The following is a 26,841-nucleotide window of genomic DNA, read 5'->3' as shown; positions in this document are numbered from 1 at the left end:
GGTGGCGCGCTGTTGGGCGCCTCCGGCGGGAGTTTATTTGGCAAAATGAAGCGCGGTTATGGCGTGGGTTTCGCAGGCAGGATCGTACCGGCGCAGGCCCCGAAGCCGATGCGATAGCCGTCGCCTGCAGCGTGGCCGGTCAGGATCATCGTATCCCCGTCCTGCACAAAGCTGCGGGTGGTGCCATCGTTCAGCGCGATCGGCTCCGCGCCGTCCCAGCTGAGTTCGAGCAGGCTGCCGCGGGCATCTTTGTCGGGGCCGGATATGGTGCCGGAGCCGAGCAGATCGCCCGCGTTCATCGCGCAGCCCGACGCCGCGTGATGCGCCAGCTGTTGCGGGGCGGAATAATACATCGTGTTGTAATTGGTGCGCGCGATGACCTGTTGTTCGCCGCCATCGGGCTGAATGATCACGGAGAGGTCAATGTCGTAGAGCATCGGTTTCGGCTCTGCCAGATAGGGCAGCAGATCAACCTCGCGCTCGGGCGTGGAGGCGCGGAAGGGTTCAAGCGCCGCTTTCGTCACGATCCACGGAGAGATGCTGGTGGCGAAGGCCTTGGCCTGAAACGGCCCGAGCGGTTGATACTCCCACGCCTGAATGTCGCGCGCAGACCAATCATTCAGCAGCACATAGCCAAAGATCATCTCGTCCGCTTCGGCCACGCTGGGGGTGTCGCCCATATCGGTGGAGGTGCCGACGATGGCCCCCATCTCGAGCTCGATATCAAGGCGCTGGCTGGAGCCGAAATGCGGGGTCTCGGCGTCCGCCGGTTTGATTTGCCCGTTGGGCCGCCGGATGTCGGTACCAGAGACGACAACGGTCGAGGCGCGACCGTTGTAGCCGATGGGCATGTGCAGCCAGTTCGGGGGCAGCGCGTTTTCCGCGCCCCGAAACATGGTGCCGACGTTGGTGGCATGATGCCGGCCCGCGTAGAAATCGGTGTATTCCGAGACGACAATCGGCATATGCAGGCGGATGTCAGTCATGGGGACAAGATGCGGGGCGACCTTGGCCTGGTCGGGGCTGCCCGTTGCCAGCAGGTCGGTCAGGCGGTCGCGCAGGGTGGCCCATGCGTCGGGGCCCAGATCCATGACGTCATTCCAGTAGGGCACATCGAAGACAGGATCGAAGTGGAGCAGGATCAGGTCCTCGGCCTCTACCGCGGCCATGTCGAGCACCATATCCCCGATCGCCACGCCGCAGCGCGGTTCGAGCGTGTCGGTGGAAAACACACCGTAGGGCAGGTTGTTGAGCGGGAAGTCGGTGTCGGCGCTGTTCGCGCTTTCAACCCAAGAGGTCAGCAATGTCATCGGTGTTCCTTGCGTGTCGCTGCGGGTGCCTGAAAGCTACCTTGCAAAATCTGCTTTGTTGGTAATAGTCCTTTGTGTAACTAACAAGCGATTGCCCTGATGCCAGACCAGAATTTCGAGCTGACCCATTTTCTGCCCTACCTTCTAAATCAGGCAGCAGAAGCGAGCAGTCTGGCGTTTCAGCGCACCTATAAAGATCGCTACGGGATGCTGCGGACCGAGTGGCGGGTGCTGTTTCATCTGGGGCTTTATGGCGAGATGACGGCCAGCGATATCGGGCAGCGGGCGAATATGCATAAGACCAAGATCAGCCGTGCGGTGCAAAAGCTGACAGAGCGACGCTTTGTGACGCGGCTGCGCGGGGATCAGGATCGACGGACCGAGATGCTGTCCCTGACGGCACAGGGTCGCGCGGCCTATGAGCATCTTTACGAGGTGGCAAAGGCCTATGACGCGCGTCTGACGGCGGATTTAACGGCGGCGGAGCGGGAGACGCTGAAGCGGTTGCTGGTCAAACTGGCGGCGGGACAGGGCGGCGTGGGCTGACAGCGGGCTGTCGGGGGGCCAGAGGGCGAAGGGGGGGGCGACGGGGGCACATGCCCCCGCGCGCCGGTTCAAAAGTTGATGTCGACGCCAGGTAGGTCCAGCGCTTTCATCAGGTCGCGCAGCTCTTGCCGTGCCGCGACATTCGAGATGTTTAGCTGCTTGACGCCGATATCCTTGAGGTCGAGCAGGGTCAGGCCACGGGGGAAGAGCTCGCGGAAGATGACGCGTTCGTTAAAACCGGGGGCAATACGGAACCCAATGCGTTTGCTCAGGTTGGCGATGGCGCGTTCCATCTTGTCCTTGTTCACCATGCGCTGCGCGCCCATGCGGTTGCGCACAACGATCCAGTCGATCGGGGCAAGGCCCGCCTGAGCCCGCAGCTGCCGCGCGTTCCAGACCATTTCGGAATAGACGGAGGGGCCGGTGATCTTGTCACCCATAGCGTCGGTGCGCGCCAGCAGGTCGAAATCGATAAAGCTGTCGTTCAGCGGCGTGATCAGCGTGTCGGCGAGCGAATGCGCCACCTGGCTGAGACGGGTGTGGGACCCCGGGCAGTCGATCAGGATGAAATCGGACGTCGGTTCAAGCTCTGCGACGGCGGCGCTGAGGCGATGGTCGTAGATGTTTTCGCCGGGCTGCAGGCTGCTTGCCTCGATCTCTGGCAATTCGTGCATCTCGGGCGAGGGGAGGTCGAGCTCGGCACTGGCGAGGAAGGATTTACGGTTGTCGACATAGCGCCCGAAGGTGCGCTGGCGCAGGTCCAGATCCAGCACGCTGGTCTTATGCCCCATCCGCGCAAGGGCTGTCGCCACATGCATCGAAACGGTGGATTTCCCCGCCCCGCCTTTTTCATTCCCGACGACGATGATATGCGCCATTGCCTTTTGTCCCTTTCACTCCCCGTTTTTATCGGGGTCACATTGGGAAAAACCATATGGCAGCAATGGCGCTTTTGAAAGCGTTTGTGGCTCTAGATTGTGGTTATTGTTGCGAAATTCACCCGCTGGAACGCGCCGCGCAGGGGCAGTGCCTGCTAGCCCGATCGGCGCAGCGGCGGGGTGTGTGCGCCCATGGCACCGGTGTCGATCGCGACGGCGGTATCCTGGGTTACATTCAGATGGGCGCGGCAATCGGCGGCGATCTGGGTCAGCGCATCATGAGGCCCGTGCAGACGTTCCAGCGCGCCAGCAAGCACCAGCGCCTGCGCATAGCTGCCACGGGCGACCAGATCGCGGGCCGCGGTCAAATCCTCGGCCGGGAGGGGGGCGGGATCAGCCAGCGCGCGCGGAGCCTTGCTGCTGTTGGCACCGCGAGGCGGTCGGGGTGGGGTAGAGAGCGGGAAAGCGGGCATCAGCGAACCTTTCGTGGAGGGCTGAGAAGACTATGGGCCGTAGTTGCTTTCTAAAACCTAAACAGCCGCCGCTTTGTTCCGTAAAATGTGACCTGACCCTTGGGCAAGGACGCGATGTCGCGCCTCGGGCTAAGTCACAGTCGTGAAACGAAAAATGGCGCGCCCGCGAGGGCACGCCATTTCTGAATTCCGCAATGGAAAGGGTTTAGAAGCCCAGACCTGCGTATTTGTTTTTGAACTTGGACACGCGGCCGCCGGTATCCATCAGGCGGGATGTGCCGCCGTTCCATGCAGGGTGCACGGAGGGATCAATATCCAGCGCCAGTTGGTCGCCTTCTTTGCCGTAGGTCGATTTCATTTCCACAACGGTGCCATCTGTCATTTTGACGTTGATGGTGTGGTAATCGGGGTGTGTATCGGCTTTCATGACAGCTCTCCTTACGCGTTCGCGCCAGATTTTGGCTTGTAGTGTACGTTTTCAACGATACGTGCCGACTTACCACGACGCGAGCGCAGGTAGTACAGTTTCGCACGACGCACACGGCCACGACGGACAACGGTGATGCTTTCGATGTTGGTGGAGTGCAGCGGGAATACGCGCTCTACGCCTTCACCAAAGGAAATCTTGCGCACGGTGAACGAACCGGCAATGCCGTGGCCGTTGTTGCGTGCAATGCAGACGCCTTCGTAGTTCTGAACGCGGGTACGTGTACCTTCGGTCACTTTAAAGCCCACGCGGATGGTGTCACCGGCGCGGAAGTCTGGGATTTCTTTCCCCAGTTCGGCGATTTGTTCCGCCTCGATCTGTGCAATCAGGTTCATCTGATCGTCTCCTATGAATGCTCGCGGTTAGTCCACGAAGTTTTGTGCGATCCAATAGCTTCGGTCTGTCTGGCGGGCCCGCCGTGGCGTCCCATCGAAGGTAGGGTCATCTTTGCTTGTCATCTGCGGATGCAGAAAAGACTGGAGCCGCACGTGCGCGATTCCAGACTTGCGCGTCGTATAGGCGGGATGCCCCTTCAGATCAAGAGCGTATCACCCGTACTCGCGCATGTTTTCAGCCGGTGAAATAGGGGCGCAGATTGTGCCGCACGCGGTCCAGCACGGTGTCGCCCTCCAGATCGGGGACGAAACGTTGGCCGGTAATCGCCTCGAACGCGTCGATATAGACTTGCGAGGTGGCGGCGATCAGGTCGGCGGGGATTTCGGGGATGTCATCGTGATAGGGGTCGCAGCGGGCATCGACCCAGGACCGGATCACATCCTTGTCGAAGGACGGCGGGCGTGTGCCGTTATCCAGCGCGGCGTCATAGCCATCGGCGAGCCAGAACCGCGAGCTGTCGGGGGTGTGGATTTCATCGGCCAGCAGGATATTGCCCTGCGCATCGGTGCCGAATTCATATTTTGTGTCCACGAGGATCAGCCCGTTTTTCGCCGCCATTTCTTGACCACGCGCAAAGAGTTTCAGGGCGATGTCGCTGATCTGGTCCCATTGCGCCTGGGTCAGCAGCCCTTGGTCCACGATCTCTTGGGCGGTCAGCGGGGCATCGTGGCCGCCGTCGAATTCCTTGGAGGTGGGGGTGATGATCGGCGCGGGCAGCGCCTGATTGTCGCGCAGGCCATCGGGGAAGCGGTGGCCGTACATCTCCCGTTCACCTTTCTTGTATAGCGTCAGCACCGATGTCCCTGTGGAGCCGGCGAGATAGCCGCGCACGACGATCTCTACGGGCAGGATGGTCAGATGCTTGCCGATCACCACATTGGGGTCGGGGTAGTCGAGCACGTGGTTGGGGCAGATGTCGGAGGTGTTGTCGAACCAGAACCGCGCGGTCTGGGTCAACACCTGACCCTTGAACGGAATGGAGGTAAGGATACGGTCAAAGGCTGAAATACGGTCAGAGGAAATCAGGATGCGCCGGTCGTCGGGCAGGTCGTAGCAGTCACGCACCTTGCCGAAATAGGGGTTCGGCAGCTCATCAATGCGGGCGTGATCAAGGGTGCGGGTCAGGTCTGTCATAGTCTGCCTTCCGTGGGGGTCACTTCTTGGACGTATATTTCGCCCACATGTCGGGGCGTCGTTGTTCTGTCAGGGTTTCTGACTGGGCCTGCCGCCATTTGGCAATTTCGCCATGGTTGCCGGACATGAGAACCGGCGGAATGGGGCGGTCTTTCCATTCGGCGGGGCGGGTGTATTGCGGGTGTTCCAGCAGGCCAGAGGAATGGCTTTCCTCGACCACGCTGTCGGCGTTGCCCAAGACACCGGGCAAGAGCCGCACGGTGGCGTCGATCATGGCTTGCGCGGCCAACTCTCCGCCGGTCATGACAAAATCGCCAAGGGAGACTTCGGTGATGCCGTAATGGTCGATCACCCGCTCGTCGACGCCTTCGAAACGGCCACAAAGGAGGGTCACGCCGGAACAGGTGGCCAGATCCTGCGCCATCGCCTGATCAAACCGCCGCCCGCGCGGAGACATATAGAGGATGGGCCAGCGTCCGGCGGCACCGGCCATCGCATCCTCGATCGCGGGGCCGACGACATCGGCGCGCATGACCATACCTGCGCCGCCGCCCGCGGGGGTGTCGTCAACATTGCGGTGTTTGCCTACGCCGTAGCCGCGCAGATCATGGGTGCGCAGCTGCCATGTGCCTTCTTGCAGGGCGCGGCCCGTCAGGCTGGCCCCCAGCACACCGGGGAACAGTTCGGGGAAAAGGGTCACGATCTCGGCCCGCCAGACGCCGGCGTAATCGGGCGTGTCCTGCATCAGCTCGCGCGGCTTGAACGTCGGACGGACAGACTGCCGCCCGTGGGAGCGTGAAGGGGTGCTCATGTGATCGCGGCCTGTGTCATGCGGGCCTTTCGTACGGGCTTAGACGTCTTTTGCATCGGGCAGGATGCCCTCGGGCGGGTCGGCGATGATGCGGCCCGTGGCGAGATCGACCGTGGGCACCGCCGCCTTGGTGAAGGGCAGGAACACGGTCTGCGCGCTGCCCGCAAGCTGCGTTTCCAAAAGATCGTCAGCGCCGTGGTTCTGGACGGTCTTGACCTTGCCGATCAGCGTGCCGCCGGTGTCATAGACCTCAAGCCCGATCAGGTCGGTGTGGTAGAATTCATCGTCGGGCAGCGACGGCAGCTGGTCGCGCTGCGCAAACAGCACGGTGCCGCGCAAGGCGTCGGCCTCTTCTTTAGAGGTGACATCGGTAATGCGCGCGACAAAGCCGTTTTTGACCGGACGCACCAGCGCGAGGTTGAAACTGCGCGTGCCATCCTCGCTCGAGAGCGGGCTGTAGCTTTCGATATCTTCGGGCACCGCGCAGTAGCTTTTGATCCGCAGTTCACCGCGGACACCATATGCGCCAGAGATCGCGCCCACCGAAATTTTATCGCTCACTGCAAAAGCTCCGAGTTTAAGCAAATTGTACCGGTCCACTGACCCTCGCCCGCGCGGCATTCCGATTTCATCAGGGTGCGTTCGAACCAGATGCCGATGGCGACACCGATGCCGAGGATGAGAAGAAGGCGCAAAAGACGAAACATTGTCAGCTTCCAATCTGGTCCAGGGGCGGGGCGCAGGGGACCGATGAGAGCGGGCCGCTGCTGCGGGACGTGTCATTTCGTGTACCACGTACATCGGACAGGCTGCACGCGCAAAGATGCGGGCTGTCGGATATACCTGAAATCCCCGGCGCGGCAGGAACCGCGCCGGGGGATGTGCCGATTATTCTTCGGCGGCGTCTTCTGCAGGTGCAGCAGCGGCTTCGGCAGCAGCGGCGGCCTTTGCTGCTTTCTCTTCAACGCGCTCTTGCGCTTTCTTGCCGGGGGTACCCTTCTTGGGGTTGTTCCGCTCGGTTTTCTCTTTCACGCCAGCGGCTTCCAGCATGCGTGCAACACGGTCGGTTGGCTGCGCACCCTGGCTGATCCAGTATTGAACGCGCTCGACGTCCATTTTCACGCGCTCTTCGCTGTCTTTTGCCAGCAGCGGGTTGTAGGTGCCCAGCTTCTCGATGAAGCGGCCGTCACGTGGCATGCGGCTGTCCGCTGCAACGATGCGGTAGAACGGGCGCTTTTTGGAACCGCCACGGGCGAGACGAATTTTCATGGACATAGGTAGTTTCCTTTAGTTGAGACTGGGGTCAGGGACGCGCCCGGACCTATGATTGGTGTTGTTTGTGGTGCTGAATGACTTCAGCGATGATGAAGTTCAGAAACTTCTTGGCGAATTCGGGATCGAGGTCAGCCTCTTTCGCCAAATCTTCGAGCCGCTTGATCTGGTTCGCTTCGCGGTCCGGATCAGAGGGGGGAAGGTCGTGTTCGGCTTTGAGTTTCCCCACAGCCTGCGTGTGTTTGAACCGCTCGCCCAGAGTATAGACCAGGATCGCGTCCAGACGGTCGATGGAGGCGCGGTGTTCTTTCAGAACCTCGGCGGCGCGGGTGACAGGATCGGTCATGCGGCGGCTCCTTTCATAGCGAAGGGGAGGGCGCGATGCACGGGCAGGCGCCTCCGGCGGGAGTTTATTTGGCAAAATGAAGCGCGGATCATTTCTTTTTCCCGAAACCGGAAAGGCCGCCGGGCAGGCCGGCACCGCCGCCTATTCCGCCCAGACCACCAGGCAGTTTGCCGCCCATCTGTTTGGCCGCGGCTTCCAGCGCTTTGGGGTCCATCTGGGACGGGTCCATGCCGCCGGGCATGCCGCCTTTGCCCATCATGCCCTTCATCGCTTGTTTGAGCATGCCGCCCTTGCCCATTTTGCCCATCTTTTTCATCATGTCGCCCATCTGGCGGTGCATTTTCATGAGCTTGTTGAGTTCGGACACTTCCATCCCCGCGCCTTTGGCGATGCGCTTTTTGCGGCTGGCTTGAAGCAGCGCGGGGTTGGCGCGCTCTTTCTTGGTCATGGATTGGATCAGGGCGATCTGGCGTTTGAGGATCTTGTCATCAAAGCCCGCGTCTTCGACCTGTTTCGCCATTTTGCCCATGCCGGGCATCATGCCCATCATGCCTTGCATGCCGCCCATCTTGAGCATCTGTTCAAGCTGCATTTTCAGGTCGTTCATGTTGAACTGACCTTTGGCCATGCGCTTCATCATCTTTTCGGCTTGTTCAGCCTCGATGGTTTCTTGCGCTTTCTCGACCAGGGCGACGATATCGCCCATACCAAGGATACGGCCCGCGATACGCTCAGGCTCGAAGGTTTCCAGCGCGTCCATCTTTTCGCCCAGGCCGACGAATTTGATGGGTTTGCCGGTGACGGCGCGCATCGACAGCGCAGCACCGCCGCGGCCGTCGCCGTCCATACGGGTCAGCACGACGCCGGAGATGCCAATGCGGTCGTTGAAGTTTTCAGCGGTTTGCACGGCGTCCTGGCCGGTGAGACCATCGACGACCAGCAGGGTTTCACGGGGGTTGGCGACATCGCGCACCGCTTCGACCTGGCGCATCAGCTCTTCGTCGATCGACAGGCGGCCCGCGGTGTCGAGCATATAGACGTCGTAGCCGCCCATCGATGCCTGCGTCTTTGCGCGTTTGGCAATCTGGACGGGGTTTTCGCCTTTGACGATGGGCAGCGTATCGACACCAATCTGCACGCCGAGGATCGCCAGCTGTTCCATCGCCGCAGGGCGGTTCACATCGAGCGAGGCCATCAGCACGCGCTTGCCGTCGCGGTCTTTCAGACGTTTGGCGAGCTTGGCCGTGGTCGTGGTTTTACCGGAGCCTTGCAGACCGACCATCAGGATCGGGGCGGGGGGGCTGTCGATTTTCAGCGCGCCGGGTTCGCCTTCGCCTTTCAGCGTGTCGATCAGCGCGTCGTGGACGATCTTGACGACCTGCTGGCCCGGGGTGATCGATTTTGTGACGGCCTGACCGGTGGCCTTGTCCTGCACCGCTTTGACGAAATCACGCGCGACGGGCAGGGAAACGTCGGCCTCGAGCAGGGCGACGCGGACTTCGCGCAGGGCGGTTTTCACATCCTCTTCCGAGAGGGCACCCTGTTTGGTGAGACGGTCAAAGACGCCGGAGAGGCGTTCGGAAAGATTCTCAAACATGGGCCATGGCCCCCTTCGATCGGTTGCGGTGCCCCTCAGATAGGATGCCCGCGTTGAATACGCAAATGCCCCCACGGGCGTAACACGCTGGTGGGGGGCGATCTCTGGCCGCGCCAGAGACCGGAAGACATGGTGCTTCCGGAGATTGCGGATCGTTTAGGCGAGCGGCGGGTCTGAGTCAACCCGCCGCGCCGCCCGAGGATTATGCTGCCTTGAGCGCATCCACAGCTTCGTTCGCGCGGGCGATGGTGCCTTCGGCATCTGTTGCCAGCGCGTCGGCGGCCACGATGGTCACGTCGGTCATGCCCATGAAGCCCAGAACGGCCTTGAGGTAGCCGGTGTTGAAGTCCGCCTCGGACCCGGCGGGCACGCCACCGGAGGCCATCGCCACGATCACGCGCTTGCCTTTGACCAAACCTTCGGGGCCGTTTTCGGTATAGCGGAAGGTAACGCCGACACGGGCGACCAGATCGATCCACGCCTTCAGCGACGCGGGCACGCTGAAGTTATAGATGGGCGCGCCGATGACGATGGTGTCGGCGGCCAGAAGCTCTGCGACGAGCTTGTCGGATTCAACCAGCGCTTCGCTTTGTTCGGGCGTGCGGTCTGTCTCGGGGGTGGCACGGGCGATGGCCCATGTTTCGGTGATCTGGGGCAGGGGTTCGAGAGCCAGATCGCGGACGGTTACATCATTGTCGCCCAGTTGTGCGATGATCCGGTCGGTGAGGCCGCGGGTCACAGAGCTGGTGGTGTTTGCAGAGGAATCGATACGCAAGATAGACATGGGAGGATATCCTTTCGTGTTAACTTTCTTCCCTTTACATGACCCTTGCTCGTGCGAACGCAACTGGCGAAACTGCGGGTGATGTGTTCAATAATGCACAGTCGGGCAGACGAGGGGCCGAGAATGGACAATTGGGAAGAAATCAAGACGGCCTATCAGGTGGCGCGCATGGGCACGGTCAGTGGCGCGGCCGAGGTTCTGGGGGTCCATCATGCGACCGTGATCCGCCATGTGGATGCGCTGGAACGACGGCTGTCGGTGAAGCTATTCCAACGGCACGCGCGCGGCTACAAGACGACGGAGGCAGGCGAGGATCTGCTGCGTGTGGCCTCTGCAACGGATGACCAGTTCAGCCAGCTTGCCAGTCGCATCAAGGGGCGCGGCGAAGCGGTGTCGGGCGAGCTGGTCGTGACCTCTCTGATGGAGCTTTCAAGCTGGATGACCCCTTTGTTGGTCGCGTTCCAGAGGGAAAACCCCGATGTGACCCTGCGCTTTCTGACCGGGGAGCGATTGTTCCGGCTGGAGTATGGCGAGGCGCATATCGCGATCCGCGCGGGGCAGGTGCCCGAGCAGCCGGACAACGTCGTGCAGCCTTTCTATCAGTTCCAGATGGGGCTGTTCGCGCATAAGGACTATATCGCCGCCTTCGGGATGCCGTCAGGGGTCGAGGAATATGGCAACCATCGGTTTGTCGGCCATGACGACGCGCAGATGCGTGCGCCCTTCTTCAAATGGATGCGGGAGGTGGTGCCGGCACATGCGATCTCCTTTCGCGGTCTACATGCAGACGCGCTCCGCGTTGCGGTGCTGGAGGCGGCGGGGATCGGGTTTGTCGATCTGATCGAGGGGCGCGCCAACCCCGATCTGGTCGAGGTGCACCCGCATCTGCCGGAATGGGATTCGATGCTGTGGCTGGTCACCCATGTTGATCTGCACCGCACACCAAAGGTGCAGGCCTTGCTGTCGTACCTGAAAAAAGCCGTGAAGACGGGGCTGTGATGCGTTCTGATCTGCAGGGGCATCTGGCGATGCTGGCATTTTCGGCTCTGGTGGCAGGGTCATTTTCGCTTGGGTCGCTGTCGGCCAATCTGATCTCGCCCACGGCGTTGAATGCGGCGCGGTTCGTGATCGCGGGCATTGTGATTGCCGTGGCGGTCGCTGCGACGACGGGTGTGCCGAAAGGGGCCACGCGCGCGCCTTGGCGCTATCTGGTGCTTGGGGGGCTTTTCGCTGTCTATTTCGTGCTGATGTTCGAGGGGTTGAAGACCGCGCGCCCCGTCAGTGCGGCGGCGGTGTTTACGTTGACGCCCGTGATTGCTGCGGGGTTTGGGTGGCTCTTGTTAGGGCAGGTCACGACAGGGCGGATGGCGCTGGCGCTGGCCATCGGTGCGGTCGGCGCGCTTTGGGTGATTTTTCGCGCTGATCTGGCCGCGCTGCGGCGATTCGAGCTTGGGTATGGCGAAGCGGTGTATTTCGTCGGCTGCGTAAGCCATGCGCTGTATACGCCGATGGTGCGCAAGCTGAACCGCGGAGAGCCGGCGGTGGTGTTCACCTTGGGCACGCTGATCGCCGGTGGTGTGTTGCTGTTTATCTATGGCTGGCGCGATGTGCTCGGGACGGACTGGACCGCGCTGCCCGCGATTGTGTGGATCACCATCCTCTACGTCGCGATCGCTGCTTCTGCCGCGACTTTTGTGTTGCTGCAATTTGCGTCCCTGCGGCTGCCGTCGGCCAAGGTGATGGCCTATACCTATCTGACGCCCAGCTGGGTTATTCTGTGGGAAGTCGCATTGGGCAATGGCGCACCCGGCCCGCTTGTTTTCGGAGGCGTCGGGCTGACGATTGTGGCGCTGTATCTGCTGTTGCGGGACGATACCAAAGCGGTTTGATCAAAAGGGCGGGAACCGATCCGACATATCCAGCGTTAAGATCACATAAAGTTTATAAAAGGACTATTCTAATGCGTAGCATTATTTATCTGATCGGTTTGATTGTTGTTGTTCTGGCGATCCTGCGCTTTGCGTTCGGCGTCATTTAATAACATCAAGTTTGGCCCTTCTGTGTAAAACCTCGTCGCAGGAGGGCCAATATTTACCTAGTCTTCCGACGTCTCCGGATCATTCTGCGCCGCATCCGCATCCGCATCCCCTGACGTTTCGCGTATTTCGGCGGCCAGAAACCTTTCAAAGTCATCAAGATTGATCGGGTCATATTGACCGAAGCCCTGCATCCACACGGACGGGGCCTTTAGGGCTGCCGGCTCGAGCTTGCACCATTTGAGCCGCCCGCGCTTTTCCTGCACGATCAGACCTGCACGTTCCAGCACTGACAGATGTTTCGATATCGCAGCGAGCGAAATGCCGAAGGGGTCGGCGACGTCTGTGACGGCCATATCATCCTCAAGAAGCATCGCCAGAATGGCGCGCCGCGTCGGATCGGCGAGCGCGGCAAAAATCGCGTCGAGCTGTGTGGCGGGCGGTTGGGGCACGGCTGTCTGGATGTCCTTGATGCGCGGGTAGGGGCGGTTCTTATGAGGTAGCGGAAACCACGCTTAACCAAAAGGTTGAATATGATTGCCGCGCGAATTTGCAAGGGGTGGGGGGCGTTCGCGCCTGAATATGAACTGCGGCCCAGTTTAAAATCTATTGATTACAATGTCTTGGGGTGTCGGCTAACAGAGTTGACTCTGAAGCGGTGTGAAAGTAGCTACTGCGCAACACATCCAACAGGGATTTTGGCGTGACCGATCCGGACCAACAGCAGCGGCTAAAGCAGCTTGAGGCAAAGATCGAAGCAGCCAAACGGGCGCAGGCTCCAAAACCCCGGGCGGATGAGCATTATTCCCAGGCATCGCTGGCCTGGCGGATGGTGATCGAACTTTGCGCCGGTCTTGGGATCGGTTTTGGCATCGGATACTCGTTGGATTGGTTCTTAGGAACGCTCCCGATTTTCATGGTGCTGTTTGTAATGCTGGGCCTTGCGGCTGGGGTAAAGACGATGCTCCGCTCCGCGCAGGAAATCCAGGAAAAGAAGATGGCCGATGTGGCCGATGAAGAAAAAGGGCCCTGACATGGCGGCAGAAGCACACGGCGAAGAAACAGGCGGTTTGGCTTTTCACCCGATGGATCAGTTCATCGTCAAGCCATTCTTTGGCGACGGCGCTGTATCCTGGTACACAATCACCAACGCAACAGTCTGGATGGCCGTTGCCGTTCTGGCGATCTTTGCGCTGCTGGTTCTGGGCACCTCCAAACGGTCGGTTATCCCGTCGCGCATGCAGTCGGTCGCTGAACTGGCCTATGGCTTCATCTACAAGATGGTCGAGGATATCTGCGGTAAAGAAGGGGTGAAATACTTCCCCTACATCATGACCCTGTTCATGTTTATCGTCTTCTCGAACTTCCTGGGCCTGCTGCCGATGGCGTTTACCCCGACATCGCATATCTCGGTCACCGCCGTGATGGCCTTTGCCGTGTTCTTCGGTGTGACCATTCTGGGTTTCGTCAAGAACGGCGCATCGTTCCTGAGCCTGTTCTGGGTCAGCAGCGCGCCCCTGGCACTGCGTCCGGTTCTGGCCGTGATCGAGCTGATCTCGTACTTTGTACGTCCGGTCAGCCACTCTATCCGTCTTGCGGGTAACATGATGGCAGGTCACGCCGTGATCAAGGTTTTCGCGGGCTTCGCGGCACTTGCTGCCATCGCCCCCTTCTCGGTTCTTGCGATCACGGCGATGTATGGTCTCGAGGTGTTGGTTTCCTTCATCCAGGCATATGTTTTCGCGATCCTCACATGCGTTTATCTGAAAGACGCATTGCACCCGCACCACTAACACCAAGGCGGGATATTCCCGCCTGACCAATCACCAAAATTCCATTGTAAGGAGAAATGACATGGAAGGCGAACTCGCACAAATGGGCCAATTCATTGGCGCAGGTCTGACAGCATTCGGCATGGGTGGCGCAGCCATCGGTGTGGGCAACGTTGCAGGCAACTACCTGGCTGGCGCACTGCGCAACCCATCTGCTGCTGCTGGTCAAACAGCAACTCTGTTCATCGGCATCGCCTTTGCAGAAGCCCTGGGGATCTTCTCGTTCCTCGTCGCTCTGCTGCTGATGTTCGCTGTCTAAGCTTAAGACACCTACGTCCTTACGCTTCGGGCAGTGCGCTATGGCGCGCTGCCCGAAAGACTTACACGCTTTGACAGGAGCCCGCTATGGCGACGGAACCGATTACTAGGGAAATCGCTGGCACATGTGTCAACGAATTTGGCAGCGCCATTGGTATGCCACAGCTTTGCATTGATTGGTTCGGCAACCAGATTTTCTGGCTTATCGTCGCTCTGGTCGCAATTTACTTTATTCTGTCGCGCGTTGCCCTGCCACGCATCGGCGCTGTTCTGGCGGAACGCCAGGGCACCATCACCAATGACATCGCCGCCGCCGAAGACCTGAAGGTCAAAGCGACGGAGGCAGAGGCCGCTTACGACAAAGCCTTGATCGACGCCCGTGCAGAAGCACAGCAGATCATCGCCGCCGCGAAAGCCGATATTCAGGCCGATCTGGACAAAGCGATTGCCAAGGCAGACGCCGAGATCGCCGCCAAATCTGCCGAGTCCGAAAAAGCGATCAGCGAGATCCGCGCCTCCGCGATGGAGAACGTTGAAGCTGTTGCCAAAGACACAGCCGAGGCAATCGTCGCCGCCGTCGGTGGCTCTGCTGACGCGAAAACAATTTCCGCGGCCGTCGATGCCCGGATGAAAGGATAAGCCATGCGTTTGACCTTCTCAGCCCTCATCGCCGGTCTGGTCGCCTCCCCTGCTTTTGCAGCTGGTGACGTGTTCTTTTCGCTGCGCAATACGGACTTTATCGTCCTGCTGGCTTTCCTGCTTTTCGTCGGTGTTTTGATCTATTTCAAAGTGCCAAAGATGATGGGCAGCATGCTCGACAGCCGCGCCGAAGGCATCAAGTCCGAACTGGACGAAGCCCGTGCGCTGCGTGAAGAAGCGCAGACGCTTCTTGCCAGCTACGAACGCAAGCAGCAGGAAGTGAAAGAGCAAGCGGACCGTATCGTGACATCGGCCAAGGCCGAAGCGAACGAAGCCGCGGATCAGGCACGTGCCGACCTGGAGAAATCCATCGCGCGCCGTATGGCCGCCGCCGAAGAGCAGATCGACTCCGCTCAGGCTGCTGCCGTTAAAGAAGTCCGCGATCAAGCTGTCGTTGTGGCCATTGCCGCTGCCAAGGATGTTATCGCCAAGAAGATGACAGCCGCGGAAGGCAATGCGTTGATCGACAGTGCAATTGCCGAAGTCGACGCGAAGCTTCACTAAGTTTTAACGAACTGACTTTAAAAGGCCTCGGTATTGATCGGGGCCTTTTTACGTTGGGCTAGGTGTTTGTCTCGTGTTGAAGACGTTGTCGCGCGACATCTTCATTACGCTCGGCTTTTTGATGATCGCGCAGCGCATTCTCGACATAGGTCAGATGCGCCTCTACTGCGGCTTGTGCTGCGGCGGGATCACGTTCCTGTAATGCGTTGTTGATGGCGCGGTGCTGATCCAGCAGGGCGGTGCGCGTTGTGCGCTGTTTGAACATGACTTCGCGATTGTAGAATACGCCGCCACGCAGCAAGTCATACATCGACCGCATCATATGCAGCATGACGACGTTATGGCTCGCCTCTGTGATCGCCATATGAAACTGCGCGTCCAGTTGCGCTTCGTCATCTGCGTTACGCTTCTGGTGCGCCGCTTCCATCTTGTCGAAAACTGCCTGAATGACCCCAAGGTCGGTGTCAGAACCAAGCCGCGCGGCCCGTTCGGCTGCCAACCCCTCCATGTCGCGGCGGAACGAAAGATAGTCGAACACGGCTTCGTCGTGACGTGCAAAAAGCTCTGTCAGGGCAGGGGAGAACGCGCTGCCGAGCACATCGGCGACATAGACCCCCGCGCCGGGCTTTGAGGTCAGCAATCCGCTGGCCTGAAGCTGGGCAATAGCATCCCGAAGCGAGGGGCGCGAAACGGCCAGACGCTCTGCCAGCTCCCGCTCCGCGGGTAGCCGTTCGCCGGGCCGCAGAATGCCACGCAGGATTAACTGTTCGACCTGCCGTACGACAGCGGCTGACAGTTTTTCGGAGGTGATAGGCTGAAAGGGCATCGGCGTTTCCTTGGATTGGTCAAATTATATGACCGGAGGGGCGGGGCGGCAACGCGATTGTTTTCTGCAAAATGTTGGTCCGCATTAACACTTGCTTAGGGTGCTGCGCGTTAGATGGGCTCAAGATGATAGATACACGATTCCTTACCGTCTTGCTGTGCGCCTTCGTGATGGTGTTTGTCACGGGCTGCAACATGCCGAGCGCGCATTTCAGCGGCTTGCCTGCCACTGCCATTACGGTGGACGGATCCGACTTTGACGTGCGCGTTAACGGCAATCAGGCTGAAGCGATACGCACCAATATGGAATACGCCCCCCGCTTCGGCCCAATCCGCGACCGTGCGGCGCGGGCGATGGCGCAGGTCAGCGGGTGCGAGGTCACGCATGTCGCGGGGGATCAAGCGCTTGCCGTCGGAAAGCTGGACTGCGGATGAGGGGTAGAACCGTCAAACAACCATAGCGAAAGGGAAACGCGATAACAGACATAGAATAACAATATCTTGTGGATAAGGTGGCTACTTCCCGCTCTACCTAGCGGGGTCGCGTTGACTCTAAACCCGATGATCCGCAATTCTGGCTATCCATAAGAATCAGGCGGGCACGAACATTGCGGTTTTCCAAACTCAGGCTGACAGGCTTTAAAAGCTTTGTAGACCCCACTGATCTGATCATCTCGGATGGTCTAACCGGCGTTGTTGGCCCGAATGGTTGCGGCAAGTCCAACCTGCTTGAAGCGCTCCGTTGGGTGATGGGCGAAAACCGTCCGACCGCTATGCGCGGTGGCGGTATGGAAGATGTGATTTTCGCCGGCGCGTCCTCTCGTCCGGCCAAGAACTTCGCCGAAGTTGCGTTGCATATCGACAACTCCGAACGTCTCGCGCCGGCTGGGTTTAACGACGGTGATAGCATCGAAATCATCCGGCGGATCACCCGTGATGTCGGTAGCGCCTATAAAGCGGCTGGAAAGGATGTGCGCGCGCGCGATGTGCAAATGCTGTTTGCCGACGCATCAACGGGAGCCCATTCGCCAGCGTTGGTACGCCAAGGCCAGATTTCGGAACTGATCAACGCCAAACCGAAGAACCGGCGCCGTATCCTTGAAGAAGCCGCGGGTATTTCGGGGCTTTACGCCCGCCGTCACGAGGCTGAACTGAAGCTGAATGGTACCGAAGCCAACCTTGCGCGCGTCGACGATGTGGTTGAACAGCTTGCCGGTCAGCTTTCGCAATTGGCGCGCCAGGCCCGTCAGGCTGCGCGTTATCGCGATATCGGGGATGCCCTGCGCCGGACCGAAGGGGTGCTGCTGTATCGGCGCTGGCGCGTGGCCGAGGATGCTCGTCAAACGACGGCCGAAGCGCTGCGCAGCCAGATGGCCACCGCCGCCGAGGCGGAAAAAGCCGTACGTCAGACCACTGCGGCACGGCAAAAAGCGGAAGAGGCTTTGCCGCCCCTGCGTGAGGAAGAAGCGATCGCGGCCGCAATCGTGCATCGGCTTGGTGTACAGCGCGATACCTTGAGCGATCAGGAAAACCGCGCCCGGGCCGCGATTGACGCCTTGACCAAACGCATCGCGCAGTTGACCCGTGATCTGGATCGCGAAGGTGAGTTAAACCGCGACGCCGAAGAAACGATCACGCGGTTGGAGCGGGAAGAACGTGACCTGTCGGATGCGGGCGAGGGCCATGAAGCTGCGGTCGCGGAGGCGGCAGAGCGCGCGAAAGAGGCCGCCGGCGTGCTCGAAAAACAGGAAGCGGATCTGTCGAAGCTGACCGAGGATGTCGCCCGTTTGGTCGCGCGTCACAGCTCTGCCGAACGTTTGCTGAACGATCACCGCAAAACGCTTCAACGATCGGAAGCGGAAGCGGATAAAGCGCGTGCCGCCGTAGCGCAGAGTGCCGCCGCACTCGAGAAGGCAAACGCCGATTTCAGCGCCGCTCAAGCTGCAGAGACGCAGGCGCATGCGGCCTCTGTCGCTGCCGAGGAAGCCTTGCAAAAGGCGGAGGACGACCGCGCTGCCACGCAAAGTCGCGAAGCAGATGCCCGTGCCGAACGGTCAGAGGCCGAGGGCGAGCTGAACGCCATTCGCGCCGAAGCAGGCGCGCTGGCGAAGCTGGTAGAGCGTGACACCGCCGAGGGTGGTCAAATTCTGGACCGCCTGCAGGTCGAGCACGGGTTTGAAAAAGCGCTTGGTGCTGCCCTGGCCGATGATCTGCGCGCCCCGGATGTCGATGCCGACGGACCCTCGGGGTGGGCATATTTACCTGCCTATTCAACGGTCCAGCCGCTACCCGAGGGGATCACCCCGCTGACGGCGCATGTCTCGGTGCCTGACGTTCTGAACCGCCGGATGAGCCAGATTGGTCTGGTCGACGCGGACGACGGCACGCGGCTTCAACCGCTGCTGCTGCCGGGCCAGCGTCTCGTCTCGCCAGAGGGCGATTTGTGGCGGTGGGATGGTTTCCGGGCGTGGGCGGAGGATGCGCCCTCGGCCGCCGCGCTTCGTTTGCAACAAATTAACCGTTTAGAGGTACTCAAGCAGGGGTTAGAGCAAACGAATCAACGGGCAGAGGCTGCGCGTGATGCACATGAAACATTGCAAAAGCTTCTGCTTGCTCAGGCAGAGGCAGACAAAAATGCGCGGGCGCTGCGGCGCGATGCAGACCGTGCTGTTGCGGATGCAGGACGGGCCCTAAGCCGGGCTGAGGCGGATCGGAACCTGGCGGAGAGCCGGTTAGACAGTTTGGGATTGGCCGTCGCCCGCCACGAGGAAGAGGCGATCGAGGGACGACGTTTGGTGACGGAGGCAGAGAATGCGCTTGCGGCGCTTGACGACGTCTCAAGTGCCCGCGCCGATGTGGAGATGTTGCGACAGACCGTTGAAGGCGCGCGCATTGCGATGATGACGAGGCGTTCTGCGCTGGACGAACTGCGTCGCGAGGGCACCGCGCGCGAGAGACGTGCCCAGGATGTCGCCAAGGAGTTGGGCGGCTGGCGGAACCGCCTGGACACGGCGGAAAAACGCAGCGCCGAGCTTCTTGAACGCAAAGAAGCGTCGGAAAGAGAGTTGACCGAAGCGAGCTCTGCCCCCGGAGAGATCGCGGCGAAACGTGAAGAGTTGACGGGCGCAATTTCTGCGGCAGAGACCCGCAAGCAGGCGGCCAGCGCAGAGTTGTCTACCGGGGAAGCCGATTTGCGCGATACGACATTGGCTGAGCGTGACGCAGAGCGCTTGGCGTCGGAGGCGCGCGAGGCGCGGGCGCGGGCAGAGGCGCGCGCAGATGCGGCGAAGGAAACGGTAACCCTTGCCGCAGAGCGCATTGATGAAGAACGCGACACGACCCCCGAAGCGCTGGCAGAGACGCTTGAGATCAATGCTGATGAGATGTCAGATGTCGAGGTTCTTGAAAACCAGCTGAGCCGTTTGAAGGGACAGCGCGAAGCCTTGGGTGCTGTGAACTTGCGTGCCGAGGAAGACGCGAAAGAGGTTCAGGCGGAACACGACACTCTGGTTAGCGAAAAGGCGGATTTGACCGAGGCGATCCGGACATTGCGCAGCGGTATCGCGAGCCTGAATAAAGAAGGCCGTGAACGCTTGCTGACCGCATTCGAAGAGGTGAACAGCAATTTCTCTATGCTGTTTAAACATCTTTTTAACGGTGGTGAAGCCAACCTTGTGATGGTCGAATCGGACGATCCTCTGGAGGCGGGGTTGGAGATTATGTGCCAGCCGCCGGGCAAAAAGCTTAGCACGCTTAGCCTATTGTCAGGGGGCGAACAGACCTTGACCGCGATGGCGCTGATTTTTGCAGTGTTCCTTGCGAACCCTGCGCCAATTTGTGTGTTGGACGAGGTTGACGCGCCTTTGGATGATGCGAATGTGACGCGCTTTTGTGACCTGTTGGACGAGATGTGCCGACAGACTGACACGCGCTTTTTGATCATCACGCACCATGCTGTCACAATGGCGCGAATGGATCGTCTGTTCGGCGTCACCATGGCGGAACAGGGCGTCAGCCAGCTCGTCTCTGTCGATTTGAAGAAGGCAGAAACGCTGGTGGCCTAACGCCCGTGTCCCTAATCGCGCCCATGTGGGGCGGTGAAATCGACCGTCGGGTTAATCGGGATGATCTGATGCGGGTTCACCGTGGTCTGACTGAAATGGTAGTGCCGAACAATGTGATCAAAATGCACGGTCTCGGCGATATCAGCGTGTTGATAAAGTTGCCGGGTATAGGCCCAAAGGTTCGGGTAATCGGTAAGGCGCTTATGGTTGCACTTGAAATGGGTGTGATACACGAGGTCAAAGCGCGCGAGGGTCGTGAACAGTCGCCAGTCGGCCTCGGTCAACTTGTTGCCGGCGAGGAACCGGTTGTTTTCGAGGATGCTTTCTAGCCACGCCAGACTGTCAAAAAGCGGATGAACCGCGTCGTCATAGGCATCTTGAGACGTCGCGAACCCGGCTTTGTAGACGCCATTGTTAACGGTCTCGTAAACGCGTTCGTTGATGTCGGCGATTTGGTCGCGCAGGTCAGTCGGCCAATAATCATCAGTATTGCCGGTGATTTCATTAAACGCACTGTTGAACATGCGAATGATCTCGGCCGATTCGTTCGATACGATCGTGCTCTGCGCCTTGTCCCAAAGCACAGGCACCGTGACGCGGCCTGTGAAATTTGGATCGGCTTTGATATAAATGTCACGCAAAAAGTCACTACCAAAGAGGGTGTCTCCGGTCGCGCCTTCGAAATCTGTTGCGAAAGTCCAGCCGTCTTCCATCATATCTGGGTGTACGACCGACACGCTGATATGGTCGGTAAGGTCTTTAAGCGCGCGGAAAATAAGTGCGCGATGGGCCCAAGGGCAGGCATAGCTGACGTAGAGGTGATACCGCCCTGATTGAGCCTGAAAGCCTGATTTTCCTGACGGGCCCGCGCTGCCGTCCGCTGTGACCCAGTTGCGAAATTTGGAGGTGGAGCGTTCAAACTTACCTCCGGTAGACTCCGTATCGTACCATTTATCGCGCCATTCTCCGTCGATCAGCAGTCCCATACATCACTCCTTTACTTGTTTGTGTTCAAGGTAAGTTCAGACGGGCGAAATGCCATAGCACGCGACGCACAGGGGGGCTGCGTTGATGCACGTCGAATAAATTCTTGGGGCGCACTTGATTTTGAATCCCAGCACGTCACGCTTCATGTTGGAAGCCTTTGGAGGGAGGAAACTGTGGAAGCCATATTGCCGAAAGACATTCAGGCCGGGCTGGATGCCGCACGGGTGGATAGCCTGCGAAAATCGTCGCGTTTGCGGGTACACGCGGACGGGGTGGAACATAAGGTCCTGCGTTATTGGGACACCGGCTTCTCGCTTGATGCGCAGACGGCACCGCAGTTGCGCGGTCGGGTCGATTTATTCGATGGCGCGGCTCATCTGTTTCAATGTTTGATCGTCGCGGTAGAGCAAGAGGGCGGCGAAATGTTGTTTGATTTCAAACGTGCGACCCGTGTCGCGAAGTCTGCGGCGCTGGATTTCGAACGGGCTGCAGATGCGCCGGCGGGCTTGATCACCGTCGACGCACCGCATTGATGTTATTGCAGGTCTTTGAACGCCTCGCGCAGACGGTTGCAGGCTTCTTCTACCCGGGCGCGCGGGGTGGCAATGTTGAACCGCAGGAAGCTTTCCCCGCCCTTGCCAAAAGTTGGCCCGTGGTTTGCAGCAATCCCAGCGGAGTTTTCGACCCGTTGGGTGAACTCTGATCTGTCCATTCCGGTCCCGCTGAAATCGACCCAAGCAAGGTAGGTTGATTGAAGCGGCATGGATTGCAGCCCGGGAATGTCCTGAATCGCAGCGTCAAAGATCTGCCGGTTGCCGTCCAGATAGCTGACCAGATCATCAACCCATGCGGCCCCTTCCGGCGAATAGGCTGCGGTCGCCATAAACAGACCGAAGGAGTTTGGCGAAAGCCCCATCGCTGCAACGCGTGCCGCAAAGGTTTCGCGGAGCTTCGGATCGGGGATGATCACGTTGCCGGAGTGGGAACCGGCAATGTTAAAGGTTTTGGTCGTTGCGGTCATCATGACCAACCGATCAGCCACGCCATCGATCAGGGCCATTGGAATGTGGGTATGACCGGGCATCACCAGATCATGGTGAATCTCGTCCGAGACGAGGACAAGGTCATGGCGTTTGGCAAAGGCTGCGACCTGCTCCAACTCTGACCTGCTCCAAACACGCCCGCCCGGGTTATGGGGGGAACAGAACACCAGCATCGTCTCGTTGCCAGTCATTTGCGCGTCATAGGCATCGAAATCGAGCGTATACTGGCCGCCTTCTATCGCCATTTCGCATTCGACCACCTGCCGCCCTGCGGCGGAGATCACACGCGCAAAGGCGTGGTAAACCGGTGTGAACAGGACAACTCCGTCCCCGGGCTTGGTGAAGGCGTCTACGCACATTGCGGTTCCGTTAACCAAGCCGTGCGTGGTGAAAATCCACTCGGGCGCGACTTTCCAGCCGTGTCGATGCTCCATCCACCATTGGATGGCACCCAGATATTTGCTGTCATCGCCGAAGTAGCCATAGACACCATGGTCCAACATATCTTGCAGCGCGGTTTGAACCACCTGAGGCGGGCGGAAATCCATATCCGCAACCCACATGGCAATGCCCGTATCAGCGGGGACGCCGTAGATCGGCTCCATCTTGTCCCATTTCGCGCAATGGGTGCCACGCCGGTCGATGATTTCGTCAAAGCTCATGGGGTTCTCCTGTCAGATTTGGCCGACACGCTAAACCTAATCGACCAGACCGCAAGCCCCGAGGTTGCAGCGGCGCAGGTGTTGGCCTAAATCAACCAAATGATACGCAATATTTTACTACACCCTGACCCGCGGCTGAAAAAGCCATGCGCCCCCGTGACCGATATGACGGACGAGTTGCGCAGCTTGGCTGATGATATGCTCGCCACGATGTATGACGCGCCGGGGATCGGTCTTGCGGCCCCCCAGATCGGGGTGATGAACCGCTTGATCGTCATGGATTGCGTAAAGGAGGAAGGGGAGACGCCGCGACCGCTGGTGATGTTCAACCCCGAAATCATCGCCGCCTCGGACGCGCTGAACACCTATGAAGAAGGGTGTTTGTCGATCCCCGAGCAGTTTGCCGATGTGACGCGCCCCGCAGATGTGGACGTGCGCTGGATCGATATCGACGGGAACGAGCAGACCGAGACCTTTACCAAACTATGGGCGACCTGCGTGCAGCACGAGATCGACCATCTGGATGGCAAGCTTTTTATCGATTATCTCAAACCGATGAAACGCCAGATGATCACGCGCAAAATGACCAAGCTGAAACGCGAACTGGCGCGCGGATGAGCGTGTTGGACATCGTGACCTGGCCTGACGCGCGGCTGACAGCTGTGTGCGCGCCCGTCGCCACGCGCACGCCCGAGATCGACCAGCTGATCGCTGATATGTTCGAGACGATGTATGCCGCGCCCGGTCGCGGGTTGGCGGCCCCGCAGGTTGGCCGGACGGAGCGTATTTTCGTTTTCGATGCGGGCTGGAAGGAAGGCACCCCGACGCCTGTCGCCTGTATCAATCCGCAGATCGTCAGCCTGTCTGACACCCGCGCGATTGGCGAAGAGGGATGTTTGTCGATCCCCGGCGTGCCGATGGATATTGCCCGCGCAACAGAGGTTACCTTGCGGTGGACGGATGCTGATGGCACCCACGAACGAAAGTTTACCGGCGCAGAGGCCGTGATCGTGCAGCATGAATATGACCACCTTGATGGCATCGTCATTTATGACCGTGTCGCGCAGGAGCAAAGCCAATGACCGTTCGTCGCATTCTTCCGTGGCCGCACGCCTGTTTGCGGACGCCCGCCGCCCAAGTGGCAGAAATAAATGATGAAATTCGTGCGCTCTGGGACGACATGATCGACACGATGGACGCGATGCCGGGGGTCGGGCTGGCCGCACCGCAGATCGGGGTGTCGCTGCAGGTCGCCGTTGTCGATGCCTCGCAAGCGCGGGACAAGCGGATTCGATTGGCAAACCCGGTCGTCATCGACGCTTCGGCGATCATGAATGAATACGAAGAGGCAAGCCCGAATTTGCCCGGAATATCGGCCAAGATCCGGCGTCCACGCGGTGTGAAAGTGCAGTATCTTGACGAGCAGGGCGCGAGAGTGACGCGCGATTTCGTCGGGTTGGAGGCGACCAGCGTGCAGCATCAGATCGACCATCTTGCCGGCAAAATGTTTGTCGACAATCTGAGTAAAACGCGTCGTGATATGCTGCTGCGCAAGGCGCGCAAGTACAAGGGCTGATTGCCTCTACGGTTTGAAGGGAAGTGTTCGATGCGTGTTATCTTTATGGGAACACCTGATTTTTCAGTGCCAGTGTTGGATGCGTTGGTCTTGGCCGGCCACGAAATCGCCGCCGTCTATTGCCAGCCGCCGCGCCCTGCAGGGCGCGGCAAAAAGGACCGCCCCAGCCCGGTTCAGCAACGGGCAGAGGCTTTGGGGTTGCTGGTACGTCACCCCGTTTCGTTGAAAACCGCCGAGGCGCAGGCGGAGTTTGCAGCGCTCGACGCGGATGTCGCTGTTGTTGTGGCCTATGGTCTGATTTTGCCCCAAGCCGTTCTGGATGCGCCGAAATCCGGGTGCCTGAATATCCACGCTAGTTTGTTGCCCCGATGGCGGGGTGCCGCGCCGATCCATCGGGCGATTATGGCGGGCGACGTTGAAACGGGTGTGTGCATCATGCAGATGGAGGCGGGGTTGGACACGGGGCCCGTACTGTTGAGCGCTGCGACGCCGATCCGCACCACCGAGACGACGATCGAACTGCATGACCGACTAAGCACCATGGGCGCAGAGTTGATCGTGGAAGCACTTCGGGAACTGCCTGACCTGCAACCGGAACCGCAGCCCGAAGAGGGCGTGACCTATGCCAGTAAAATTGACAAGACCGAGGCGCGCATCGATTGGTCGCGCCCCGCAACAGAGGTGGACCGGCAAATCAGGGGGCTGTCGCCGTTTCCTGGTGCATGGTTCGATCTGGACGGCACGCGGGTGAAGGTGCTGGCATCGAAGCTTGCCGAGGGCGTGGGCGCAGCGGGCGAGGTTCTGGATGACACTCTGCGCGTCGGTTGCGGGGAGGGTGCGGTTCAGCTGATCCGCTTGCAACGTGCGGGGAAAGCGGCGCAAGATGCGCAAACGTTCCAGCGTGGTGCGCAGATTGCTGCGGGCACAGTTCTAAGCAAAGGGTAAATCATGCTTCCGACGCTTATTGGCACGGTTGTGATCGCGGGGCTTGTCGGCTTTTTCGCCGAAAAGTCAGGCTTTACCCGCAACGGCTATCTTGCCTCGATCATCATCTGCGTGGGCGGCGCTTTCCTGTTTTATTTCGTGCGGTTGATGTTCGGCTTCGGGTTTAATTCGGCCGGCATGAACGCCATCGCGTCCTCTATCGGGGCGCTGATCATCGTGCCGTTTCACTGGCGTCGAAAGTAACGTTACACCCGCGGCGGGCGGCTTTTGTACACGGGTAGGTGCCATCCGAAATACAGCGATCCGGCACGCAAAATCCACGTCATACAGGCACCGGCAAACAGCGCCAGCGCATCATCGCCCAGAATGCTACGGATGATGACGGCGGTTGCGGCACCGGCGAAAGCGGCGGTCACATAAAGTTCACCCTGTTGCAGAACAAGCGGCACCTCCCCCACGACAACATCGCGCATCAACCCGCCCATGCAGCCGGTGATCATCCCCATCAGCACCACGACCACAGCGGATTGATCAAGCGAGATCGCCACACCCGTACCCGCAGCAACCGCCACGGCGAGCGCCACGGAATCGAGCCATAGCAGCGCGCGATAGCGGCTTTCGAGGAGATGCGCGGTAAAGAAAACCACCATTGCGGCAGTGATGCCCACGGCGAGATGGGTGGGGTTCGCAATCCAGAAAATCGGGTTTCGATCCAGCAACAGGTCGCGCAGTGTGCCGCCGCCCAAGGCCGTGAGACAGGCGATAAAGGCGAAGCCTACAAGGTCAAGCTGGGCGCGGCTGGCGACCAGCGCCCCCGTAATCGCAAAGACCAGAACGGAGGCATATTCCAGCAGGGTGATCAGGCTCATTTGGTTTTGAACGGGGCCATGCCCGCCCGCGCCAGTTCATCCGCGCGCTCGTTCTCGGGATGGCCGGCGTGGCCTTTGACCCATTCCCAGGTGACCTGATGCCGCGCATTTGCCGCATCCAGCCGCTGCCAAAGCTCCGCGTTTTTGACGGGCTTTTTAGCGGCATTCTTCCAGCCGTTTTTCTTCCAGCCGTAGATCCAGCCGGTGATGCCATTTTTGACATAGTTACTGTCGGTGACGATCGTGATCTCGGTCGGGCGGGCCAGCGCTTCGAGCGCGCTGATGGCGGCCATCAGTTCCATCCGGTTGTTGGTGGTGGCGGGTTCGCCGCCTTTCAACTCGCGTTCCTTAACGATCTTGTCGCCATCCATCGCCCGCATCAGGGCACCCCAGCCACCGGGGCCGGGATTGCCGGAACAGGCACCATCAGTATATGCAATCAGCTTGGTCATGGGGCTGCCTTATCCAGTCTGGCGTGGGGGCGTCCAGCCTAATCTACGCCCCGCC

35 protein-coding genes are annotated in these 26,841 nt (G+C 59.7%); 16 read left to right on the top strand and 19 right to left on the bottom strand.

What is annotated here, in order from left to right; translation table 11 throughout:
• Positions 1-56: 56 nt before the first annotated feature.
• Positions 57-1,310: a fumarylacetoacetase gene (gene fahA, locus EE36_RS04780; RefSeq protein WP_005850001.1), complete on the bottom strand. Its 1,254-nt coding sequence runs from the start codon at positions 1,308-1,310 to the stop codon at positions 57-59.
• Between the two features lie 99 nt (positions 1,311-1,409).
• On the opposite strand from fahA, the gene EE36_RS04775 reads away from it, so the two are divergent.
• Positions 1,410-1,856: a MarR family winged helix-turn-helix transcriptional regulator gene (locus tag EE36_RS04775; protein ID WP_005849999.1), complete on the top strand. Its 447-nt coding sequence runs from the start codon at positions 1,410-1,412 to the stop codon at positions 1,854-1,856.
• A gap of 68 nt (positions 1,857-1,924) precedes the next feature.
• On the opposite strand, the gene EE36_RS04770 is transcribed toward EE36_RS04775, so the two are convergent.
• The 12 genes from EE36_RS04770 to EE36_RS04720 all read right to left on the bottom strand — a co-directional run bounded on the left by EE36_RS04770 (position 1,925) and on the right by EE36_RS04720 (position 10,034).
• Complete coding sequence (locus tag EE36_RS04770) at positions 1,925-2,734, bottom strand: division plane positioning ATPase MipZ (RefSeq protein ID WP_005849997.1); 810 nt, start codon at positions 2,732-2,734, stop codon at positions 1,925-1,927.
• A 155-nt stretch (positions 2,735-2,889) separates the two neighbouring features.
• A complete protein-coding gene (locus EE36_RS04765) occupies positions 2,890-3,207 on the bottom strand; it encodes a hypothetical protein (protein WP_005849995.1) in 318 nt (105 codons plus the stop codon).
• 205 nt (positions 3,208-3,412) lie between these two features.
• Complete coding sequence (rpmE, locus tag EE36_RS04760) at positions 3,413-3,634, bottom strand: 50S ribosomal protein L31 (protein WP_005849993.1); 222 nt, start codon at positions 3,632-3,634, stop codon at positions 3,413-3,415.
• An 11-nt stretch (positions 3,635-3,645) separates the two neighbouring features.
• Positions 3,646-4,029: a 50S ribosomal protein L19 gene (gene rplS, locus EE36_RS04755; RefSeq protein ID WP_005849991.1), complete on the bottom strand. Its 384-nt coding sequence runs from the start codon at positions 4,027-4,029 to the stop codon at positions 3,646-3,648.
• Between the two features lie 235 nt (positions 4,030-4,264).
• Positions 4,265-5,224 carry a phosphoribosylaminoimidazolesuccinocarboxamide synthase gene (locus EE36_RS04750; protein ID WP_005849990.1) on the bottom strand — a complete coding sequence of 320 codons (960 nt, stop codon included), beginning with the start codon at positions 5,222-5,224 and terminating at the stop codon, positions 4,265-4,267.
• Between the two features lie 19 nt (positions 5,225-5,243).
• Positions 5,244-6,035: a tRNA (guanosine(37)-N1)-methyltransferase TrmD gene (trmD, locus tag EE36_RS04745; RefSeq protein WP_005849989.1), complete on the bottom strand. Its 792-nt coding sequence runs from the start codon at positions 6,033-6,035 to the stop codon at positions 5,244-5,246.
• 39 nt (positions 6,036-6,074) lie between these two features.
• Positions 6,075-6,596, bottom strand: coding sequence for a ribosome maturation factor RimM (gene rimM, locus EE36_RS04740; RefSeq protein ID WP_005849988.1), 522 nt, complete (start codon positions 6,594-6,596; stop codon positions 6,075-6,077).
• The gene (locus EE36_RS17580; RefSeq protein WP_005849987.1) at positions 6,593-6,742 is read right to left on the bottom strand and encodes a hypothetical protein; all 150 of its coding nucleotides are present in this window, start codon (positions 6,740-6,742) and stop codon (positions 6,593-6,595) included. Before EE36_RS17580 ends, rimM begins: the two co-directional genes overlap by 4 nt.
• A 181-nt stretch (positions 6,743-6,923) precedes the next feature.
• Positions 6,924-7,310, bottom strand: coding sequence for a 30S ribosomal protein S16 (gene rpsP, locus EE36_RS04735; protein ID WP_005849986.1), 387 nt, complete (start codon positions 7,308-7,310; stop codon positions 6,924-6,926).
• Between the two features lie 46 nt (positions 7,311-7,356).
• Complete coding sequence (locus EE36_RS04730) at positions 7,357-7,653, bottom strand: chorismate mutase (RefSeq protein ID WP_005849985.1); 297 nt, start codon at positions 7,651-7,653, stop codon at positions 7,357-7,359.
• Positions 7,654-7,741: 88 nt separating this feature from the next.
• Positions 7,742-9,250 carry a signal recognition particle protein gene (gene ffh / locus EE36_RS04725; RefSeq protein WP_005849983.1) on the bottom strand — a complete coding sequence of 503 codons (1,509 nt, stop codon included), beginning with the start codon at positions 9,248-9,250 and terminating at the stop codon, positions 7,742-7,744.
• 202 nt (positions 9,251-9,452) lie between these two features.
• Positions 9,453-10,034 carry an FMN-dependent NADH-azoreductase gene (locus EE36_RS04720; protein ID WP_005849982.1) on the bottom strand — a complete coding sequence of 194 codons (582 nt, stop codon included), beginning with the start codon at positions 10,032-10,034 and terminating at the stop codon, positions 9,453-9,455.
• A 123-nt stretch (positions 10,035-10,157) separates the two neighbouring features.
• Here EE36_RS04720 and EE36_RS04715 point away from each other — a divergent pair, with 123 nt between their 5' ends.
• Positions 10,158-11,033 (top strand): LysR family transcriptional regulator, encoded by an 876-nt coding sequence (locus tag EE36_RS04715; protein ID WP_005849981.1) that lies wholly within the window; start codon positions 10,158-10,160, stop codon positions 11,031-11,033.
• Complete coding sequence (locus EE36_RS04710; protein ID WP_005849980.1) at positions 11,033-11,923, top strand: DMT family transporter; 891 nt, start codon at positions 11,033-11,035, stop codon at positions 11,921-11,923. Before EE36_RS04715 ends, EE36_RS04710 begins: the two co-directional genes overlap by 1 nt.
• Positions 11,924-12,129: 206 nt before the next feature.
• Here the strand turns inward: EE36_RS04710 and EE36_RS04705 are convergent, their stop codons facing one another.
• Complete coding sequence (locus EE36_RS04705; protein ID WP_005849977.1) at positions 12,130-12,522, bottom strand: helix-turn-helix transcriptional regulator; 393 nt, start codon at positions 12,520-12,522, stop codon at positions 12,130-12,132.
• Between the two features lie 251 nt (positions 12,523-12,773).
• Here EE36_RS04705 and EE36_RS04700 point away from each other — a divergent pair, with 251 nt between their 5' ends.
• The 5 genes from EE36_RS04700 to EE36_RS04680 all read left to right on the top strand — a co-directional run bounded on the left by EE36_RS04700 (position 12,774) and on the right by EE36_RS04680 (position 15,363).
• On the top strand, positions 12,774-13,103 hold the full coding sequence (locus EE36_RS04700; protein ID WP_005849975.1) for an AtpZ/AtpI family protein: 330 nt from the start codon (positions 12,774-12,776) through the stop codon (positions 13,101-13,103).
• A gap of 1 nt (position 13,104) precedes the next feature.
• The gene (locus EE36_RS04695; RefSeq protein WP_037941251.1) at positions 13,105-13,863 is read left to right on the top strand and encodes a F0F1 ATP synthase subunit A; all 759 of its coding nucleotides are present in this window, start codon (positions 13,105-13,107) and stop codon (positions 13,861-13,863) included.
• A 61-nt stretch (positions 13,864-13,924) separates the two neighbouring features.
• Positions 13,925-14,161, top strand: coding sequence for a F0F1 ATP synthase subunit C (locus tag EE36_RS04690; protein ID WP_005849971.1), 237 nt, complete (start codon positions 13,925-13,927; stop codon positions 14,159-14,161).
• 86 nt (positions 14,162-14,247) lie between these two features.
• Positions 14,248-14,799, top strand: coding sequence for a F0F1 ATP synthase subunit B' (locus EE36_RS04685; RefSeq protein WP_005849969.1), 552 nt, complete (start codon positions 14,248-14,250; stop codon positions 14,797-14,799).
• 3 nt (positions 14,800-14,802) lie between these two features.
• Entirely contained in the window at positions 14,803-15,363 is a 561-nt protein-coding gene (locus tag EE36_RS04680) for a F0F1 ATP synthase subunit B (RefSeq protein WP_005849967.1), read from the top strand.
• A 58-nt stretch (positions 15,364-15,421) separates the two neighbouring features.
• Here the strand turns inward: EE36_RS04680 and EE36_RS04675 are convergent, their stop codons facing one another.
• Entirely contained in the window at positions 15,422-16,189 is a 768-nt protein-coding gene (locus EE36_RS04675; protein ID WP_005849965.1) for an FCD domain-containing protein, read from the bottom strand.
• A gap of 125 nt (positions 16,190-16,314) precedes the next feature.
• Between EE36_RS04675 and EE36_RS04670 the strand changes: the two genes are divergently transcribed.
• Both EE36_RS04670 and smc read left to right on the top strand, forming a co-directional pair.
• Positions 16,315-16,623, top strand: a complete 309-nt coding sequence (locus EE36_RS04670) for a hypothetical protein (protein ID WP_005849963.1) — start codon at positions 16,315-16,317, stop codon at positions 16,621-16,623.
• 173 nt (positions 16,624-16,796) lie between these two features.
• Entirely contained in the window at positions 16,797-20,252 is a 3,456-nt protein-coding gene (smc, locus tag EE36_RS04665; RefSeq protein WP_005849961.1) for a chromosome segregation protein SMC, read from the top strand.
• 11 nt (positions 20,253-20,263) lie between these two features.
• Here smc and EE36_RS04660 read toward each other — a convergent pair whose 3' ends face one another.
• The gene (locus EE36_RS04660; protein WP_005849959.1) at positions 20,264-21,238 is read right to left on the bottom strand and encodes a glutathione S-transferase family protein; all 975 of its coding nucleotides are present in this window, start codon (positions 21,236-21,238) and stop codon (positions 20,264-20,266) included.
• A 174-nt stretch (positions 21,239-21,412) separates the two neighbouring features.
• Between EE36_RS04660 and EE36_RS04655 the strand changes: the two genes are divergently transcribed.
• Positions 21,413-21,772: a hypothetical protein gene (locus EE36_RS04655; RefSeq protein WP_005849957.1), complete on the top strand. Its 360-nt coding sequence runs from the start codon at positions 21,413-21,415 to the stop codon at positions 21,770-21,772.
• Between the two features lie 2 nt (positions 21,773-21,774).
• Here EE36_RS04655 and EE36_RS04650 read toward each other — a convergent pair whose 3' ends face one another.
• The gene (locus tag EE36_RS04650) at positions 21,775-22,944 is read right to left on the bottom strand and encodes a MalY/PatB family protein (RefSeq protein ID WP_005849955.1); all 1,170 of its coding nucleotides are present in this window, start codon (positions 22,942-22,944) and stop codon (positions 21,775-21,777) included.
• 99 nt (positions 22,945-23,043) lie between these two features.
• Here EE36_RS04650 and def (EE36_RS04645) point away from each other — a divergent pair, with 99 nt between their 5' ends.
• The 5 genes from def (EE36_RS04645) to EE36_RS04625 are packed head-to-tail and all read left to right on the top strand — an operon-like array spanning position 23,044 to position 25,708.
• Positions 23,044-23,562 carry a peptide deformylase gene (gene def / locus EE36_RS04645; protein WP_037941269.1) on the top strand — a complete coding sequence of 173 codons (519 nt, stop codon included), beginning with the start codon at positions 23,044-23,046 and terminating at the stop codon, positions 23,560-23,562.
• The gene (gene def / locus EE36_RS04640) at positions 23,559-24,026 is read left to right on the top strand and encodes a peptide deformylase (RefSeq protein WP_005849953.1); all 468 of its coding nucleotides are present in this window, start codon (positions 23,559-23,561) and stop codon (positions 24,024-24,026) included. The genes def (EE36_RS04645) and def (EE36_RS04640) overlap by 4 nt, the downstream gene beginning before the upstream one ends.
• Positions 24,023-24,520 carry a peptide deformylase gene (gene def, locus EE36_RS04635; protein WP_039911567.1) on the top strand — a complete coding sequence of 166 codons (498 nt, stop codon included), beginning with the start codon at positions 24,023-24,025 and terminating at the stop codon, positions 24,518-24,520. Before def (EE36_RS04640) ends, def (EE36_RS04635) begins: the two co-directional genes overlap by 4 nt.
• Before the next feature lie 30 nt (positions 24,521-24,550).
• On the top strand, positions 24,551-25,465 hold the full coding sequence (fmt, locus tag EE36_RS04630; RefSeq protein ID WP_005849951.1) for a methionyl-tRNA formyltransferase: 915 nt from the start codon (positions 24,551-24,553) through the stop codon (positions 25,463-25,465).
• Between the two features lie 3 nt (positions 25,466-25,468).
• Positions 25,469-25,708 (top strand): hypothetical protein, encoded by a 240-nt coding sequence (locus tag EE36_RS04625; RefSeq protein ID WP_005849950.1) that lies wholly within the window; start codon positions 25,469-25,471, stop codon positions 25,706-25,708.
• A 2-nt stretch (positions 25,709-25,710) separates the two neighbouring features.
• Here EE36_RS04625 and EE36_RS04620 read toward each other — a convergent pair whose 3' ends face one another.
• A complete protein-coding gene (locus tag EE36_RS04620) occupies positions 25,711-26,334 on the bottom strand; it encodes a trimeric intracellular cation channel family protein (RefSeq protein ID WP_005849949.1) in 624 nt (207 codons plus the stop codon).
• Positions 26,331-26,786 carry a ribonuclease HI gene (gene rnhA, locus EE36_RS04615; protein ID WP_005849948.1) on the bottom strand — a complete coding sequence of 152 codons (456 nt, stop codon included), beginning with the start codon at positions 26,784-26,786 and terminating at the stop codon, positions 26,331-26,333. The genes EE36_RS04620 and rnhA overlap by 4 nt, the downstream gene beginning before the upstream one ends.
• Positions 26,787-26,841 lie beyond the last annotated feature (55 nt).

Origin of the sequence: Sulfitobacter sp. EE-36, from assembly GCF_000152605.1 — a bacterium.
GTDB classification, from domain to species: domain Bacteria; phylum Pseudomonadota; class Alphaproteobacteria; order Rhodobacterales; family Rhodobacteraceae; genus Sulfitobacter; species Sulfitobacter pontiacus.
The sequence above is the reverse complement of the archived record's forward strand: the minus strand, read 5'-3'. Positions and strand labels throughout refer to the sequence as shown.